The organism is Cardiobacterium valvarum, from assembly GCF_900460955.1.
Classification (GTDB): Bacteria; Pseudomonadota; Gammaproteobacteria; order Cardiobacteriales; family Cardiobacteriaceae; genus Cardiobacterium; species Cardiobacterium valvarum.
Genome location: NZ_UFUW01000001.1, coordinates 2,373,116 through 2,390,521, shown reverse-complemented (window position 1 = coordinate 2,390,521; position 17,406 = coordinate 2,373,116). Strand labels below are relative to the sequence as shown.

General features: G+C 58.6%; 16 protein-coding genes. 15 read left to right on the top strand and 1 reads right to left on the bottom strand.

All coding sequences use genetic code 11. From position 1 onward, the window contains the following. The first annotated feature begins 59 nt into the window (after positions 1 to 59). From DY250_RS11570 to ilvD, 9 genes are all read left to right on the top strand, one after another. Positions 60 to 1,139, top strand: a complete 1,080-nt coding sequence (locus tag DY250_RS11570; RefSeq protein WP_115612421.1) for a tetratricopeptide repeat protein — start codon at positions 60 to 62, stop codon at positions 1,137 to 1,139. A 21-nt stretch (positions 1,140 to 1,160) separates the two neighbouring features. Next, positions 1,161 to 2,252, top strand: coding sequence for a recombinase RecA (gene recA / locus DY250_RS11565; protein ID WP_115612420.1), 1,092 nt, complete (start codon positions 1,161 to 1,163; stop codon positions 2,250 to 2,252). Beyond that, a complete protein-coding gene (locus tag DY250_RS11560; RefSeq protein ID WP_245951120.1) occupies positions 2,239 to 2,709 on the top strand; it encodes a regulatory protein RecX in 471 nt (156 codons plus the stop codon). The genes recA and DY250_RS11560 overlap by 14 nt, the downstream gene beginning before the upstream one ends. Further along, positions 2,696 to 5,590, top strand: coding sequence for an alanine--tRNA ligase (alaS, locus tag DY250_RS11555; RefSeq protein WP_115612418.1), 2,895 nt, complete (start codon positions 2,696 to 2,698; stop codon positions 5,588 to 5,590). Before DY250_RS11560 ends, alaS begins: the two co-directional genes overlap by 14 nt. A gap of 10 nt (positions 5,591 to 5,600) precedes the next feature. Then, the gene (locus tag DY250_RS11550) at positions 5,601 to 6,818 is read left to right on the top strand and encodes an aspartate kinase (protein WP_115612417.1); all 1,218 of its coding nucleotides are present in this window, start codon (positions 5,601 to 5,603) and stop codon (positions 6,816 to 6,818) included. 113 nt (positions 6,819 to 6,931) lie between these two features. Further along, entirely contained in the window at positions 6,932 to 7,300 is a 369-nt protein-coding gene (gene acpS, locus DY250_RS11545) for a holo-ACP synthase (RefSeq protein ID WP_115612416.1), read from the top strand. Between the two features lie 221 nt (positions 7,301 to 7,521). Continuing rightward, a complete protein-coding gene (locus tag DY250_RS11540) occupies positions 7,522 to 8,448 on the top strand; it encodes a porin (protein ID WP_115612415.1) in 927 nt (308 codons plus the stop codon). A 195-nt stretch (positions 8,449 to 8,643) separates the two neighbouring features. Continuing rightward, positions 8,644 to 9,252 (top strand): BON domain-containing protein, encoded by a 609-nt coding sequence (locus DY250_RS11535; protein WP_115612414.1) that lies wholly within the window; start codon positions 8,644 to 8,646, stop codon positions 9,250 to 9,252. A 76-nt stretch (positions 9,253 to 9,328) separates the two neighbouring features. Beyond that, complete coding sequence (ilvD, locus tag DY250_RS11530; protein ID WP_218565588.1) at positions 9,329 to 11,173, top strand: dihydroxy-acid dehydratase; 1,845 nt, start codon at positions 9,329 to 9,331, stop codon at positions 11,171 to 11,173. 72 nt (positions 11,174 to 11,245) lie between these two features. On the opposite strand, the gene DY250_RS11525 is transcribed toward ilvD, so the two are convergent. Next, complete coding sequence (locus DY250_RS11525) at positions 11,246 to 11,497, bottom strand: accessory factor UbiK family protein (protein ID WP_006986586.1); 252 nt, start codon at positions 11,495 to 11,497, stop codon at positions 11,246 to 11,248. Positions 11,498 to 11,550: 53 nt separating this feature from the next. On the opposite strand from DY250_RS11525, the gene DY250_RS11520 reads away from it, so the two are divergent. The 6 genes from DY250_RS11520 to DY250_RS11495 all read left to right on the top strand — a co-directional run bounded on the left by DY250_RS11520 (position 11,551) and on the right by DY250_RS11495 (position 17,345). Further along, a complete protein-coding gene (locus DY250_RS11520) occupies positions 11,551 to 12,186 on the top strand; it encodes a c-type cytochrome (protein ID WP_040389397.1) in 636 nt (211 codons plus the stop codon). A gap of 513 nt (positions 12,187 to 12,699) precedes the next feature. Then, positions 12,700 to 13,443 (top strand): 3-deoxy-manno-octulosonate cytidylyltransferase, encoded by a 744-nt coding sequence (gene kdsB / locus DY250_RS11515; protein ID WP_115612412.1) that lies wholly within the window; start codon positions 12,700 to 12,702, stop codon positions 13,441 to 13,443. A 240-nt stretch (positions 13,444 to 13,683) separates the two neighbouring features. Continuing rightward, positions 13,684 to 15,510 (top strand): excinuclease ABC subunit UvrC, encoded by a 1,827-nt coding sequence (gene uvrC, locus DY250_RS11510; RefSeq protein WP_115612411.1) that lies wholly within the window; start codon positions 13,684 to 13,686, stop codon positions 15,508 to 15,510. Positions 15,511 to 15,513: 3 nt separating this feature from the next. Continuing rightward, on the top strand, positions 15,514 to 16,113 hold the full coding sequence (gene pgsA, locus DY250_RS11505) for a CDP-diacylglycerol--glycerol-3-phosphate 3-phosphatidyltransferase (protein ID WP_115612410.1): 600 nt from the start codon (positions 15,514 to 15,516) through the stop codon (positions 16,111 to 16,113). Between the two features lie 21 nt (positions 16,114 to 16,134). After that, entirely contained in the window at positions 16,135 to 16,773 is a 639-nt protein-coding gene (gene rnt / locus DY250_RS11500) for a ribonuclease T (protein WP_115612409.1), read from the top strand. Next, complete coding sequence (locus DY250_RS11495; RefSeq protein ID WP_115612408.1) at positions 16,770 to 17,345, top strand: DUF2167 domain-containing protein; 576 nt, start codon at positions 16,770 to 16,772, stop codon at positions 17,343 to 17,345. Before rnt ends, DY250_RS11495 begins: the two co-directional genes overlap by 4 nt. The last annotated feature ends 61 nt before the right edge of the window (positions 17,346 to 17,406 follow it).

Sequence of the window (17,406 nt, the reverse complement as noted above, 5' to 3'; positions counted from 1 at the left end):
CGGCGCGAACCCAGTGTTTATCCCGCTTGGGCGTCTTTCATATATGACAGAGGATTGTGATGAAAAAATTATGGTTGATGTTGTTATCCGCGCCGCTGTGGGCGCAGAACGAGCCGCCGGTGGCATTGCTGCCGGTGCAGGGCGATACCTTGACGCCGGAAGCGGCGCTGGCGCGATCCAAAGGCGACAGCGGACTGCCGCAATTGTCCGCGCGGGCAAACCCGCCCGGTCAGGGGACAAGCCCGGAACCGCTTACTGCCCCAGCGGATGATTTGCCCGCCGACATTCCGGTGGTGGTGTTGAAGGACGAATCGAAGAACCCGCCGCCGCCCGCCGAAGAAGCGAAGCCTGCCGCAGAACCGGCAGAGAAACCCGCCGAAGCGAAAAAGGACAGCAAGAAAAAAGCGAAAACGAAGAAGTCTGCCGAGAAGAAAAAGCCTGCGGCAGAAGAGAAGCCGACGGAAGAAAAATCCGCCGCCAGCGAAGAAAAACCGGCAGCTGCTGCCGCAGAGAAAAAAGACGGGCAGCCCGCCGCCGTCCCTGATGCAGAAAAGCCCGCACCGGTGGACGAGAAGGCGCAGGCGGAGGCGGCAGAAAGCGACACCAAACTGCAGACACCCGTTGCGCCTGCGGTTGGCGAAGTGCAACCGCTTGCGCCCGCTACCCCGGCGCCGACCGCTGCCGAAGAAGAAGCTGATCCGCCATGGGCAGGTTACGCGCAGGCGCAGTCAATGGCGGAAAACGGCAACCCGCGCGGTGCCCTGCGCCAACTGGAAAGCCGCCTCGCCACCAACCCGCAGGACAGCCGCGCAGCCTACCTGAAAGGACTGGTGCTGATGCAACTTGGGCGCGGCGAAGAAGCAGAACGCTGGTACAAAATGATGCAGGCCAATTTCCCTGACCTGCCGCAGTCCGGCAACGCCCTGGCGGTAATTTATGCGGGGCGCGGCGATTTGCCTGCAGCGGAACTGGCGCTGCGCGACGTGTTGCTGAAGCATCCGGAGCACAATTCGGCACGGGTCAACCTCGCCCGCCTCTACGTACAAATGGCGCAGGCCGAGTACGAAAAGGCACTGAAAGCGACCCCTGACAATGCTATGATTGCGCGCAAATTAGAGGCCTTGAAGGCCATGCAGTAACTTGAAAACTATCGGATTTTTATGGCGAAACAGACAGAAGAACAGCAAAAGGCGCTCGCCGCCGTGCTGGCACAGCTTGACAAGACTTTCGGCAAAGGCACGGTGATGCGTCTCGGCGACCAAACCGCCGCGCTCGACATTCAGGCCATCTCAACCGGCTCGCTTGGCCTCGACATCGCCCTCGGCATCGGCGGCCTGCCGCGTGGCCGGATTGTCGAAATCTACGGCCCGGAATCGTCGGGTAAAACCACGCTGACCCTGCAAGTCATCGCCGAAGCGCAAAAAGCGGGCGGTACGACAGCCTTTATTGATGCCGAACACGCCCTTGACCCGATTTATGCGCGCAAACTCGGCGTCGATACCGACAACCTCTACATCACCCAGCCGGACACCGGCGAACAGGCGCTGGAAATCACCGATGCGCTGGTGCGCTCCGGCGCGTTTGACGTAGTGGTGGTGGACTCGGTCGCCGCCCTCACCCCGAAGGCGGAAATCGAAGGCGACATGGGCGATTCGCACGTCGGCCTGCAAGCCCGCCTGATGAGCCAGGCACTGCGCAAACTGACCGCGAACATCAAGCGCACCAACACCCTGGTCATCTTTATCAACCAGATCCGCATGAAAATCGGCGTGATGTTTGGCTCGCCGGAAACCACTACCGGCGGTAACGCCCTCAAATTCTATGCCTCGGTGCGCCTTGATATCCGCCGCATCGGTTCGGTGAAAAATGGCGACGAAGTCCTTGGCAACCAGACGCGGGTCAAAGTGGTGAAAAACAAAGTCGCGCCGCCGTTCAAGCAGGCCGAATTTGAAATCCTCTACGGCGAAGGTATTTCCCGCCTCGGCGAAATCATTGATCTCGGCGTTGCCATTGACGTCATCCAGAAATCCGGTGCCTGGTACAGCTACGGTGGCGAAAAAATTGGTCAGGGCAAGGAAAAAGTCCGTGCCTTCCTCAAAGAAAAACCGGAACTCACCGCCGAAATCGAGGTAAAAATCCGCGAATACTATATCGGCAATGCACAGGCCGAGCTGCCGGTGGGCAGCGGCAAGACCGATGACGATGATGAGGATACCCAGCCCTCCTTGACCGATGGCGATGAACCCTTCTGAGTTCACCCACCCTGACGACGAACAGCGCGCTATCGAAGCGCGCTGTCTCACTGCGCTCGCACAACGCGAACACAGCCGCGCCGAACTCGTCGCCAAACTGCACGGTTTTTCCCCCACCGCCGTCGAACTTGTCCTTGATACCCTCGCCGCGCGCGGCTGGCAGAGCGATGCCCGCTTTGCCGAAGCCTTTGTCCGCAACCGCCTCGCGCGCGGGCAGGGGCGGCTTAAAGTCCGCCACGAACTCGAAGCGCGCGGCATCCACGGCGACCTGCTGCGCGACGTGCTCGACGCCGCCGATTGGGCGGGCGCCGCCCGCAGCGCCTATCTGAAAAAATACAGCGTCCCCGCTACGACAGCGAAAGAAAAGGCAAACCGGCAGCGTTTCCTCGCCCAACGCGGTTTTTCCTACGACGACATCCAGCAAGCAATGAAAGCAACCCACGATGACAACACATAAACGCCCCACTTCCACCGCCGACATCCGGCGCGCCTTTCTCGATTACTTCGCCGAACACGGCCACAAAATCGTCCATTCTTCCTCGCTGGTGCCGGGCAACGACCCGACCCTGCTCTTTACCAACGCGGGCATGGTGCAGTTCAAGGACATCTTCACCGGCTCTGAAACGCGTGATTACAGGCGCGCCACCACCTCGCAGCGCTGCGTGCGCGCCGGTGGCAAGCACAACGACTTGGAAAATGTCGGCTACACCGCGCGCCACCACACCTTCTTTGAAATGCTGGGCAATTTCAGCTTCGGCGACTACTTCAAAGAACAGGCCATCCCCTTCGCCTGGAACCTGCTGACGCAAGTCTTCGGCCTGCCGCCGGAAAAACTCTGCGTTACCGTCTATCACGAAGACGACGAAGCCTATGCCATCTGGCGTGACACTGTCGGCCTGCCGGAGGACAAAATCATCCGCATCGGCGACAAGCCGGGCAAAGCCAAATACGAATCCGACAACTTCTGGGCGATGGGCGACACCGGTCCCTGCGGCCCCTGCTCGGAAATCTTCTACGACCACGGGCCGGAAGTGTGGGGTGGCCCACCCGGCTCACCCGAAGAAGACGGCGACCGCTTTATCGAAATCTGGAACATTGTCTTCATGCAGTTTGAGCGGGATGCGACGGGCAACATGAAGCCGCTGCCGCGCCCGTCCATCGATACCGGCATGGGGTTGGAACGTATCGCCGCCGTGTTGCAGCACGTCCATTCCAACTACGAAATCGACATCTTCCGCAACCTGATTGCCGCCGCCGCTGAGGCAACCGGCTGCGACGATCTCGAACAGACCTCGCTCAAAGTCATCGCCGACCACATCCGCTCCACCGTTTTCCTGATGGTGGACGGTGTGCTGCCCGGCAACGAAGGACGCGGCTACGTCCTGCGCCGCATCATGCGCCGTGCCATCCGCCACGGCTACAAACTGGGGCAGAACCAGCCGTTTTTCTACAAACTCGTCGCACCGCTGGTGGCGGAAATGGGCGAGGCCTATCCGGAAATCGTCGAAGCCGAAGCACGTATCACCGAGGCCGTCAAGCGGGAAGAAGAGCGCTTTGCGCAAACGCTGGATACCGGCATGAGCGTCTTTCACAAAGTGCTGCACGGCCTGAAATTCCTCAAACTCGAATCCCTCCTGCCGCTGGACGGACCGCAAAAAAACATCGAACTGCACACTGCCGACGGCAAACCCTTCAATGTCAGCGCCCTGCAAACGGCAAACCGCAAACAGATCCTGCTGCGCACCCCGCAGGGCGAGACAAAAACCATTGATATGGAAGACGTGCTGGGCGACGAATCCAAATTCAGCGATTCTGAAGCTGCCCCCTACATCGCCGCGCTGGAACAATACCTGAACGACAACCTCGCGAACAGCAAGCTGATCATCCCGGGCGAAGTCATCTTCAAACTCTACGACACCTACGGCTTCCCCTACGACCTCACCGCCGACATGGCACGCGAACTCGGCATCGAGCTCGACAGCGACGGCTTCGAGCGGGAAATGGCGGCGCAGCGCGAGCGCGCCAAAGCTGCCGGCAAGTTTGATGCCGCACAGAAGCTTGATATCAGCGGCAAAACCGCCTTTGAAGGCTACGAACACGACCACGGCACCGCGCAAATCATGCAAATCTTCGCTGATGGCGCAGCGGTCAACCGCCTGCTCGGCGGCGAACACGGCGTCATCGTCCTTGACCGCACCCCGTTCTACGGCGAATCCGGCGGACAAGTCGGCGACACCGGCACCATCCGCACTGCAAACGGCATCTTCGCCGTTGAAGACACGCAGAAACAGGGTGACGCCTTCCTGCACTACGGCCATGTTGTCGAAGGCAGCATCAGCAGCGGCGAAGCGGCAGAAACCCAAATTGACGTGGACCGCCGCGCCGCCATCAAGCGGCACCATTCCGCCACCCACCTGCTGCACAAAGCCCTGCGCAGCACCCTCGGCACCCACGTTCAGCAAAAAGGCTCGCTGGTGGACGAACGCCGTACCCGCTTCGACTTCTCGCACGACAAACCGCTCAGTGCTGACGAAATCGCCCACGTCGAAACCATGATGAACGCGCAAATCCTGCGTAACGCCCCGGTGACCATCGAACAAATGGGCCGTGATGATGCGCAGAAAAAAGGCGCGATGGCACTTTTCGGCGAAAAATATGGCGACGTGGTGCGCGTCGTCAGCATGGGCGAAGACGGCTTCTCCATCGAACTCTGCGGTGGCACTCACGTCGCCCGCCTGGGCGAAATCGGCATCGCCAAAGTCGTCTCGCAAGGAGCGGTATCGGCCGGGGTACGCCGCATCGAAGTCGTCTGCGGCCTCGCTGCACTGGAACATCTTGCGCATAGCGATGCCCTGCTCGCGGAAAGCGCCGCCCTGCTGAAAACCGACGGCGAACACCTGCCGGAGCGCATTGCCGCCCTGCAACAACAGCTGAAAGCACAAGAAAAAGACATCCAGACCCTGAAACGCCAACTGGCACAAGGCGGCGACGGTGGCAGCATTGACGTAAAAACCGTCAAAGGCTGGAAAACCCTCGCCCTGCAACGCGACGGCCTCGATAACGCTACCCTGCGCGACACCGCCGACCAGCTGCGTGACCGCCACGGTGCGGACGTCGTCGTCATCGGCAGCGCCGATAACGATACTGCCCGCCTGATTGTCAGCGTCAACAAAGCGGCAAAAGCCCTGCATGCCGGCAACATTATCCGTGAACTCGTCGCCCACATTGACGGCAAAGGCGGCGGCCGCCCCGACTTCGCCCAAGCCGGCGGCAAAAATCCCGCAGGATTGCCCGCTGCGCTCGCGGCACTGGCAGATGCCCTGCCCGATAACACATGAGGAAACCCACATGGCACTAATCGTCCAAAAATACGGCGGCACCTCGATGGGCTCAATTGAGCGCATCGAACACGTCGCCGAAAAATGCATTGCCGCGCAAAAAGCGGGCAACGACCTTGTCGTCGCCGTCTCTGCGATGAGCGGCGAAACCAACCGCCTGATCGCACTCGCGCACGACATCACGCCGCGTCCCAGTCCGCGCGAAATGGACGTCATCATGTCCACTGGTGAACAAGTCAGCATCGCCCTGCTCGCTATTGCTATTGAAAAGCGCGGCGTCCCGGCCGTGTCCTACACTGGCGCACAAGTAAAAATCCTCACCGATAGCGCCCACATGAAAGCGCGCATCAAGGGCATTGACAGCGACAACATCAAGCGCGACCTGCAAGCGGGAAAAATCGTCATTGTCGCCGGCTTTCAGGGCGTGGACGAACACGGCAACATCACCACCCTCGGCAGGGGCGGCTCCGATACCACCGCCGTTGCCCTCGCCGCCGCGCTGCATGCCGACGAATGCCAGATCTACACCGACGTGGACGGCGTGTATACCACCGACCCACGCATTGAACCGAAAGCGCGCAAACTTGACCGCATCACCTTTGAAGAAATGCTGGAAATGGCGAGCCTCGGCTCAAAAGTCCTGCAAATCCGCTCGGTCGAATTTGCTGGCAAATACAAAGTCCCGCTCCGCGTCCTCTCCAGTTTTGAGGACGGCGAAGGTACCCTGATCAGTCTAGAAGAGGAAAACCCCGTGGAATCAGCCATCATCACCGGTATCGCGTTCAGCCGCGACGAAGCCCAGGTCAACGTCGTTGACGTGCCGGACACCCCCGGCATTGCCTACAAAATCCTCGCTCCCATCGGCGAAGCCAACATCAACGTTGACATGATCATCCAGAACATCGGCATCGAAGGTAAAAACGACTTCACCTTCACCGTGCCGCGCGGTGACTACGACACTACCCTGGAAATTCTGCGGAAAACCTTCCCGCCGGAAAGTGGCGTGGTTGTCCACGGCTCGAACATCGCCAAAGTGTCCATCGTCGGCGTGGGGATGCGCTCGCATGCGGCAGTTGCCAGTACCATGTTTCAGGCACTTGCCAAAGAAAACATCAACATCCACATCATTAGCACCTCGGAAATCAAAATCTCCGTGGGTATTGACGAAAAATACCTCGAACTCGCGGTGCGTGCCCTGCACGAAGCCTTCGGCCTTGATAAAGTCTGATACGCCGTCGTTGAAAACAAAAAGCGGGTACGTCCCGCTTTTTTATACACACGGGATAATCCGCACGGTTGCCCGCCTAGCGGCTATATAGCACAGAATACTCAAAAACACCCATGATAGGCACTGACATCATTGACAAACGCCGCATTTCCGCCTTATGGCGTACACACGGACAGCGTTTGGCGAAAAAAATTCTGCACCCTGACGAACTCGCCCAGTTCAGTGCACAACGCGACCCGGTGCGCTATCTCGCCATGCGCTGGGCAGCCAAAGAAGCGCTGGGTAAAGCTCTCGGGACCGGTCTGCGCGCGCCGCTGGTTATGCCCGCTATTTGCCTCGATAAAACCGTACTAGGTGTACCGCAATTTGCTGATACCGAACCACTGCACAGCCTGCGTTGCGCACGAGACATAGCTACTATTCATCTCAGCCTGAGCGACGAACGTGATTACGCCGTCGCTTTCGTCTGGTGTGAGCGGTAAAAATTGCCGCATGAGATGGATTCTAAAAATATCATAAAAGACATATGGATATGTGTTTATCTCAGTCTAAAAGGCAGAATAAAAGTTGTAAAATAACTACAAAAAAGGTCTTGTTGGTTTCTTGCAACAAAATGGTTGCACGGGCACAAAAAAGCCAGTATGATTGCCCCCGGATTAGGCGATCCGCGAAATTGAATTTAGCTATTGCTAGGAGACTTAACATGAAAAAATCACTGATTGCATTGAGCGTTCTGGCCGGCATGGTCGGCGTTGCCCAAGCAGAAAATACCACGACCCTTTATGGCGCTATCGGTTATTCCGTCAAAGTCGCCGATAGTGAAACCGGCGCTGTTAACAAAACTGTTTGGGATTTGAACCGCAGCGTTGCCCGTTTCGGTATCCGTGGTACTGAAGACCTCAACGGCGGTTTGCAAGCATTCTACCGCTTCGAGTTCAACGTAACTGATGCTGGTGTTACGGCTAAAGAAGGCACCCGTTATGCTTATCTCGGTTTGAAAGGTGACTTCGGTACCCTGACCTTGGGACGTCAAAAAACTATCTTTGCTACCGCAACCGATTTCAACGATAACTTCCAAGATGTCTATTTCAAATACAATAAGGGTCCTAGCCGTCTGAGCAAAGTTATCAGCTACGTTAGCCCGGATATCTATGGCTTCAAGATTGGCGCTTCTATGATCTTGGATGGTGACAATAGCGTTATCTCTAGCTCTGACTCTAAAGGGATTGATGCTTGGGAAGCTGGCGCATTCTATGAAAATAGCGGTATCTTCTTCGGCGGTGCTTACCAGTATCGTGACCAAGGTAAAGGTTCTACCGAGTTGATGGGTGGCTCTACTGGTTACAAGAACGACACCTTCAAAGTTGGCTTGGGTTACGAACACGAATCCAGTGCCGATAGCTACTACAACCTGGCTGGTGAATACTACCTCGGTAACAACACTTTCCGCGCTGGCTTCGGCTATGACGATGGCAAAGGTAAGAACGATTGGTATGAATATGCCCTTGGTTACCAATACAACCTCAGCCCGCGTACCTACACTTGGGTTGAAGGTTCTTACTATGATCCGCGTCAAAAAGGTAAAGACGATAACTACGAAGTTGTTGTTGGCGTTCGCCACGACTTCTAATCGGTATCCTCTACCGCAAAAAGCGAACCTTCGGGTTCGCTTTTTTATTGCCCATAGAACGCTTCCGTTTTGTGCATCAAGAACACAGAGTCATCACGCCTGGCAGCGGCGTTTCCGTTACACACGCAAAACAGTGGCATGGGCAGATTTTGTTTATAATGCGAACCCCACGATTTAACACAGATTTTTGCGAGTATGATGAAAAAAATGCTTTCTCTTGCATTTGCCGCTTTGTTGTTGCAAGGCTGTGGCATGATGCTTGTTGGCGGTGCAGCAACGACAGCCGGCATGGTGCATGATCGGCGCTCGGCAGGTACCATCATTGACGATAATGCCTTGGAATTAAAAGTGCTGAACACCATCCGCCAGGCAAAGACACTTGCCGATAACAGCCACGTCAGCGCCACCGGCTATAACGGTATGATCCTGCTCACCGGCGAGGCTTATAACGAAAACATTCGTCAACATATCACTGTTGCGGTGGAGCAGGTTCCTGGCGTCAGACAAGTGCGTAACCAGCTGGTTATCGGGCGTCGCAGTACTTTCATGGAGCGCGCCTACGATTCCAAGCAGACGGCAAAAGTTAAATCAGCACTGCTGGACGTAAAAATCGCCGGATTCGACCCGACCCGCGTCAAAGTCGTCACCGAGCATGGTTACACCTATTTACTCGGCATTGTCAGCGAAGAAGAAGCGCAGGCTGCGGTAGATATTGCGCGCCGCGTCTCCGGCGTGAAAGAAATCGTCAGCATGTTTGAAATCGTCAACAATCCGGCGGCAACTACCCTCGGTGGCAATATCTAACTCCACTCTTCCATAAAGTCGACCGCCTGCGGTCGGCTTTATTGTTTCTATTCCCAGCAAAAAACAGGCAACCATCATGACAAAGGCAATCCCTCTCCGTTCCCAAACCTCCACCGCCGGACGCAACATGGCCGGTGCCCGCGCTCTGTGGCGTGCTACCGGCATGAAAGATGAAGACTTCCACAAACCCATCATCGCCGTAGTCAACAGCTTCACCCAGTTCGTCCCCGGCCATGTGCACCTCAAAGACATGGGGCAACTGGTCGCGCGCGAAATCGAAGCGGCGGGGGCGGTCGCCAAAGAATTTAATACCATCGCCGTGGATGACGGCATCGCCATGGGGCATGACGGTATGCTCTATTCGCTGCCAAGCCGCGACATCATTGCCGATTCCGTCGAATACATGGTGAACGCGCACTGCGCTGATGCCATGATCTGCATCTCCAACTGCGACAAAATTACCCCTGGCATGCTAATGGCGGCGATGCGCCTCAATATTCCCGCCGTTTTCGTCTCCGGCGGACCGATGGAAGCGGGCAAAACCGCACTTGCCAAGCACAAACTCGACCTGGTTGATGCCATCGTCTATGCCGTTGACCCGCAAATCGATGATGCGACCGTTGATGATTACGAAAAAAACGCCTGCCCGACCTGTGGTTCCTGCTCCGGTATGTACACCGCCAATTCCATGAACTGCCTGACCGAAGCGCTGGGTCTGTCGCTGCCCGGTAACGGCACCACCCTCGCTACCCATGCTGACCGCAAACAGCTCTTCCTGAATGCTGCGCGCACCATTGTCGCCATCACCGAGCGTTACTACCACGAGGGCGACAGCAGCGTCCTGCCGCGTTCTATTGCTAACTTCGATGCCTTCCAGAACGCCATGACCCTCGACATCGCCATGGGCGGCTCGACCAACACCATCTTGCACCTGCTCGCCACCGCGCAAGAAGCGCAGGTCCCCTATACCATGAAAGACATTGATGCCCTGTCGCGTCGCATCCCGCAGCTGTGCAAAGTCGCGCCGAACGAGCCCAAATACCACATCGAAGACGTGCACCGCGCCGGCGGCATCATGAACATCCTCGCCGAACTCGCGCGCGCAGGCCTCATCCGTACCGACATGCCGACCGTGCACAGCGCGACCCTGCAAGAGGCCATTGACCGCTATGACCTGACCCGCGACCCTGCCCCGGAAATCCGCGAATTCTACCAAGCAGGCCCGGCCGGACTGCGCAGCCAGACCGCCTTCTCGCAAAACTGTCGTTACGACAGCGTGGATGATGATCGCGCGGGCGGCTGCATCCGCGATCTTGCCCACGCCTACTCGCAAGACGGCGGCCTTGCTGTCCTCTACGGCAACATTGCCGAAGATGGCTGCGTCGTCAAAACCGCCGGGGTGGATGCAAGCATTCACACATTCAGCGGCAAAGCTATCGTTTACGAAAGCCAGGACGCCGCCGTGAACGGTATTCTCAAACGCGAAGTCAAAGCGGGCGATGTTGTCGTCATCCGCTACGAAGGGCCGAAAGGCGGGCCGGGTATGCAGGAAATGCTCTATCCGACCAGCTACCTCAAATCCATGGGACTTGGCGCCCAATGCGCGCTGCTCACCGATGGCCGCTTCTCCGGCGGCACCTCCGGTCTTTCCATCGGTCATGCCTCGCCGGAAGCAGCATCAGGCGGCGCCATCGGTCTCGTGCGCGATGGCGACATCATCCACATCGACATTCCCGCGCGCCGTATCCACCTCGACATCAGCGATGAAGAAATGACACGCCGCCGTGCCGAACAGGACGCAAAAGGCTGGAAACCCGCCGAACCACGCGCGCGCCAAGTCTCCGCCGCGCTGAAAGCCTACGCGCTGCTCGCCACCAGCGCCGACAAAGGGGCGGTGCGCGATCTCAGCAAGCTGGATTGAACTTTCTCGCATAAAAAAACGGGCCGCAAGGCCCGTTTTTTTATCGCTGTCCGCTTGAAAGGGCAGGGCAACTCAAACCCCCGGACCCGTCTGCGGCAGTGTGGCGTTCAACTTCGCTTCCAGCGCAGCGATGCGCGCTTCTGCCTGCGCCAGCAGATATTCCTGCGCCTCAAATTCACTGCGTGGCACCCAGTCGAATTTTGCCAACCGCTCATCCATCATCGCGCGGGCGGCAGCGCGAATTTCCGCCGGCATCGGGCGCAGCGAGCCGGGCAATTTCTGTTCCAGTTGATCCAGGAAAAAGGAAAAAGGGTTGTTTTTCATTGCAAACTCCACGGCATGACATAATGGCGGTGCAGTGTAACACAGAGGGCATTATGAAAAATTCCATCATTATTATGGTTGTATGCTTCGCCGCTCACGTCGCTATCGGTGCTGAAAGCGGTGATGCGGCACGTGGCAAGGCGTTGAGCGGCGCCTGCGTCGGCTGCCACCAGGAGGACGGCAATGGTCGTGACAATGCCAATGGGGAAGCCTGGCCGCGTCTGGCCGGACTTAATGCCGAGTACCTCGCCGCCCAGCTCGCTGCCTATAAAAGCGGCGAACGCAAGTCTGCCTCGATGAAGACGTTTTCCAGGATGATGGACGAGCAGAAAATGGCGGATATCGCCGCTTATTACGCGACGCTGCCGCCCGCACCCGTTACTGCTGCCGCAGCGCCTCCTGAGGAAGCGCTACTTGCGCGCGGCAAGGTATTGGCGGAGCAGGGCGATTCAGAACGTAACATCCAGCCTTGCACGCAGTGTCACGGGGCGGGCAATCGCGGCGACGGCAAAATCCCCGCCATTACCGCCCAGCCTGCGTCGTATCTGCGCGCGCAAATCATCGCCTGGCAACGTGGCGACCGCCCCAATGACAGCGCCGACGATAAGGGAATGTTCCCGAACGCGAGTCACTTGAATAAAGAAGATAGCGCCGCTGTCGCCGCCTGGCTCTCGACGCAGGAGCCGTGACGGCGAGCATGGATGCCGCTTGGCGGGCGTGGGATGGGCTTTAGCCCATCAAGCAGACGCAGCCTGCTTCTTGCGTTCCGGACAAATGCAACCGCCAAGTGGGGAAACTGCCCATTTTTGATTCTGATACGTTGCAGGCAACGTCTCTACGAAACCCAGTAACCACGCCGCCTGGCGGGCCCAGTGTTTATGCCGCTTGGCGGCATTTGGGATGGCACGGTAGCGCGACGGCAGAAGGAGCAATGTAGAGACGTTGCTTGCAACGTCTCTACGAAATCCAGCAACTACGCCGCTTGGTAGGCCCAGTATTTACGCCGCTTGGCAGCATTTGGGATGGCACGGTAGCGCTACGGCAGAAGGAGCAATGTCGAGACGTTGCCTGCAACGTCTCCAGCAAAACCCCTCGCCAACCGACGCAAACCCAGTAATCGCAACGCTTGGTACCATCCGGCATCCTTCTCCGCGTGCCGCAGGTACAATGCCGCTTTCCCGCTTTAATCCAGGAACACCCTCATGAACACCGTCGTCGTTATTCCCGCCCGCTTTGCCTCCACCCGCCTGCCCGGCAAGCCGCTGCGTCTGATTGCCGGGCTGCCGATGGTGGTGCGCACGGCGCGGCAGGCGGTGCAGGGCGGATTCCCGGTATGGGTTGCGCATGATGACGCGCGCATTGCCGCCGCGCTTGCCGGTGAACCGGTGCAGGTGGTGGCGACGCGCAGCGATCATGCCAATGGCACGGAGCGGCTGTGCGAGGTTGCCGATAAGGAAGGCTGGGCGGATGACACCATCGTCGTCAATGTGCAGGGCGACGAGCCGCTGTTGCCGCCGGTGCTGATTCGCGAGGTGGCAGCGACACTGGCCGCGCATCCGGAGGCGGCGGTGGCGACGCTGGCTACGCCGTTTTCCGCTGCGGATGACCCGACAGCGGCGACGGCGGTGAAGGTGGTGCGCGATCAACAGGGGCTGGCGCTGTATTTCAGCCGCGCGCTGATCCCGTTTGTGCGTGATGCAGGCGGGTTTGATGCGGCGTTTCCGTATCTGCGCCATATCGGCATTTATGCCTATCGCGTCGCGGCGCTGAAGCGCTATCCGCTGTTGGCGGCAACACCGCTGGAAGAGGCGGAGAAACTGGAGCAGCTGCGCTTTTTGGAACACGGGCTGCGCGTCGCGGTCGGCGTGGTGAGCGAGGCGCCACCGCCAGGGGTGGACTGCGAGGAAGATGTGCGGCGCGTTGAGGCGGTGTTGGGCGGGTTATGAACATAGGGGCCCCTGTCTCTCAGTCATGGAAAATTCTTTTCGAGACAAGGGACAATCCCCCCTCCTGCTTGCGGGAGGAGGGCAGGAAATGGCCATCTGCCCACTGGGTGTGGTTCGTCCTGCGGACGAGTGCCCCCACCCCTGCCCCTTTCTCGCTACGCGAACTGTTCCAGTCCCGCAAGCGGGCGAGGGGGGATTCCCTTCTTCCCTGTGTGTATTGAGGTATAGGTACCTATGGCTATGAGCGAGGCCAGCCAGCGCCGCTTCGACCCGAAGACGTTCCTCAGCCATGTCGCCACCCTGCCTGGTGTCTACCAGATGCGCGACAGCGACGGCACGGTACTCTATGTCGGCAAGGCGAAGAATCTGCGCAGCCGCTTATCAAGCTATTTCCGCGAGAGTGGCATGAGCGTGAAGACGCGGGCGCTGATGCGGCAGGTGGTGGATATTGATACGACGATTACGCACAGCGAGACCGAGGCGCTGATTCTTGAGAATAATCTGATCAAGACGCACCTGCCGAAGTACAACATTCTGCTGCGCGACGACAAGAGCTATCCCTATATCCACCTCAGCGCGCACGCCTTCCCTCGCCTGGCGCTGCATCGCGGCGCACGCAAGGGCGGCGAGTATTTCGGGCCGTATCCGAATGTGCAGGCGGCGCGTTATGCGCTGGAAATCCTTGCCAAGGTGTTCCGCGTGCGCCAGTGTGAGGACAGCTATTTCGCCAGCCGCAGCCGTCCCTGTTTGCAGTATCAGATTGAGCGCTGCTACGCGCCCTGCGTTGACTATATCGACCGCGCCGCCTATGCGGAAACCGTCGCGCATACCCGCGATTTTCTGAACGGCAAGAGCGACATGCTGTTGCAGGAACTCACCACCAAGATGGAAGCGGCGGCAGAAAATCGCGCTTACGAGCAGGCAGCGCTGCTGCGTGACCAGCTGATTCAGTTGCGCAAGACCACCGAGAAGCAGCACATGGTGGCGGGCGAGGCCGATGCAGACGTACTGGCGGTGGCGACCGCTTACGGCGAGGCCTGCGTACAGGTGTTGTTTTACCGCGACGGGCACAACGTCACCTCGCAGGCCTATTACCCGAAGCTGCCGGAAGAGACGCCGGAAGCGGACATCCTCGCCGCCTTCATCACCCAGTATTACCACGAGCGCCACGCACCGCCGCAGTTGATTCTGAACCATGAACTGGCCGATGCCGGCACCATCTCCGCCTGGCTCAGCGAGAAAAACGGGCGCAAGACCATGCTGAACAGCCACCCGCGCGACATGCGGCGCAAATGGCTGGAACTCGCCGAAGAGAACGCGAAACTCAGCCTCAGCCTGCGCCTGACCGGCAAACTCACCATGCAGCAGCGTTTTGCCGCGCTCGCCGAAGCCTTCGCCTGGCCGGACATCCCTGAACGCCTCGAATGCATTGACATCAGCCATACCCAGGGCGAGGCAACCGTCGCTTCCTGCGTCGTCTTCGACCATCGCGGCGCATTGAAAAGCGATTACCGCCGCTACAACATCCGAGATGTGGCGGCAGGTGACGACTACGCCGCCATCCGCCAGACCGTCAGCCGCCGCTTCGAGCGTATCCGGAAAGAAGACGGCGTCCTGCCGGATGTGCTCTTCATTGACGGCGGCAAAGGACAGTTGCGTCAGGCGGTGGAAGTATTCAACGAACTCGGCATCAGCGGCGTGCATCTCGTCGGCGTCGCCAAAGGGCAGGGGCGCAAGGCCGGACTCGAACAATTCTGGTTCCCGCACGAAGAAACCGCGCGCTACCTGCCACCGGACAGCCAGGCGATGCAGCTCATCGTGCAAATCCGCGACGAAGCACACCGCTTCGCCATCACCGGCCACCGCGCCGGACGCGCCAAAAACAGCAAGCGATCTGTGCTCGAACAAATCCCCGGCGTAGGTGCCAAACGTCGGCAAGCGCTGCTAAAATATTTTGGCGGACTGGCACAAATCCGGCTTGCCGGCGTCGAAGAACTCGCACGCGTTCCCGGCGTTAGCGAAACCCTGGCCAAAGAAATCTACGCCACCCTTCATGAACAAGGCTGACCCATGACACCAACACCCCCCAAACACTTCCTCAGCGGCTGGGCGATGAAACTCACCATCCTGCGCATGGTGCTCATTCCCCTCTTCATCCTCACCTACTACTGCCATCCGCACAGTTGGGGCCAGTGGCTCTCGCTCGGCGTCTATACCATCGCCTGCCTCAGCGACTTCTTCGACGGCTGGCTGGCGCGCCACCTCAAAGAAGAAAGCGCCTTCGGCGCCTTCCTTGATCCCGTTGCCGACAAACTCATGGTCGCCGCCGTCCTCATCGTCCTCATCAAAGAAAACCCCAGCATCTGGCTCATGCTCTGCGCCCTTATCATCATCGGCCGGGAAATCTGGATCTCGGCGTTGCGCGAATGGATGAGCGGCATCGGCCATCGCGGCGTCGTCGCCGTCGCCAAAATCGGCAAATGGAAAACCACCGTGCAAATGTTCTCGATGGGCTTCCTCATCTACCGCGAAGACTGGCTGGGCCTGCCCATCTGGCGCATCGGCCAGGTGCTCATCCTCATCGCCTCCGTCCTCACTATCCTCTCCATGTGGCAATACACCGCTGCCGCCTACAACTACTTCCGCGCTGCCATGCAAGAAAAAACCTGAGCCGCGCCATTGGAACCACACATGCCCCAAACCCTCATCAGCCAGCGCTTTCGCGGCTTCCTGCCGGTCGTCATTGACGTCGAAACCGGCGGCTTTGACGCGAAAAAAGACGCGTTGCTTGAAGTGGCCGCAGTGCTCGTCAACTTCGACGACGACAACCACCTCACCCGCAGCCACACCATCCACTACCACATCCACCCCTTCGCTGGCGCCAACATTGACCCCGAAGCCCTGAAAATCACCGGTATTGACCCTTTTCACCCGCTGCGTCCCGCCTATCACGAAGACAAAGCGGCCGAACGCTTCTTTGACGAAATCCGCGCCTACCAAAAACAACAAGAATGCAGCCGCAGCATCCTCGTCGGGCACAACGCCACCTTCGACCTCGGTTTCATCAACGCCTTTGCCGAACGTACCGGCTACAAACGCAACCCCTTTCACCCCTTCAGCGTCCTTGATACCGTCACTCTCGGTGCACTCGCCTACGGACAAACCGTGCTGGCGCGGGTCGCCAAACAGGGCGGCTTCGACTACGACAGCCAAAAAGCCCACGGTGCCAAATACGACGCCGAACTCACCGCCGATATCTTCTGCCACATCATCAACACCTGGGCCGATAAAATCGGCTATAACTGGCCGACAGCCGAGGAAACCCCATGACCGACATCGCCACCCTAACCCCGCCCAAAGGCTGGAAAGTCCTGAACCGCACCGAACAGCAGACCTTCATCCGCGAACACCTCGGCGACACCAGCGACATCATCGCCATCGCCCTGCCAAACGGCGGCGATGGCAGCGTCTTTGCCCAGCTGAGCTACAACCCGGTCGGCTATGTGGACGACAACATCCCGATAGACCCGGCCCGCGTCCGCCAGGGCATCAGCGAAGACCTTGACATCCTGAACCAGGAAAGCGGCCTCTCCGGCAAAGACGCCGTGCGCTGGAAAACCTTCGCCCCCGCGCCTAAATACGACCCCGCGAGCCGCTGCGTCGAATACGGCGTCGAACTGAGCGTCAGCGGCGACCCGGCGCTGAACCTCTACAAAATGTGCCTGGTACGCAATGGTGCTCTCATCCTGACCCTCGTCGGCACCCCGGAAGACGGCCTCGAACTCAGCCACTGGCACATCAAAGTCCAGGACAGCCTGTGCTACGAACGCTTCGACCCGAAAAGCGATCGGCGCGCCGAGGGCAACCTTATCAACCTGCTGTTGATGAATCGCTTTATCTGAGCGAGCAAAATCACGCAAAAAACGGCGGGCATGACCCGCCGTTTTTTATAACCGTTTCCTG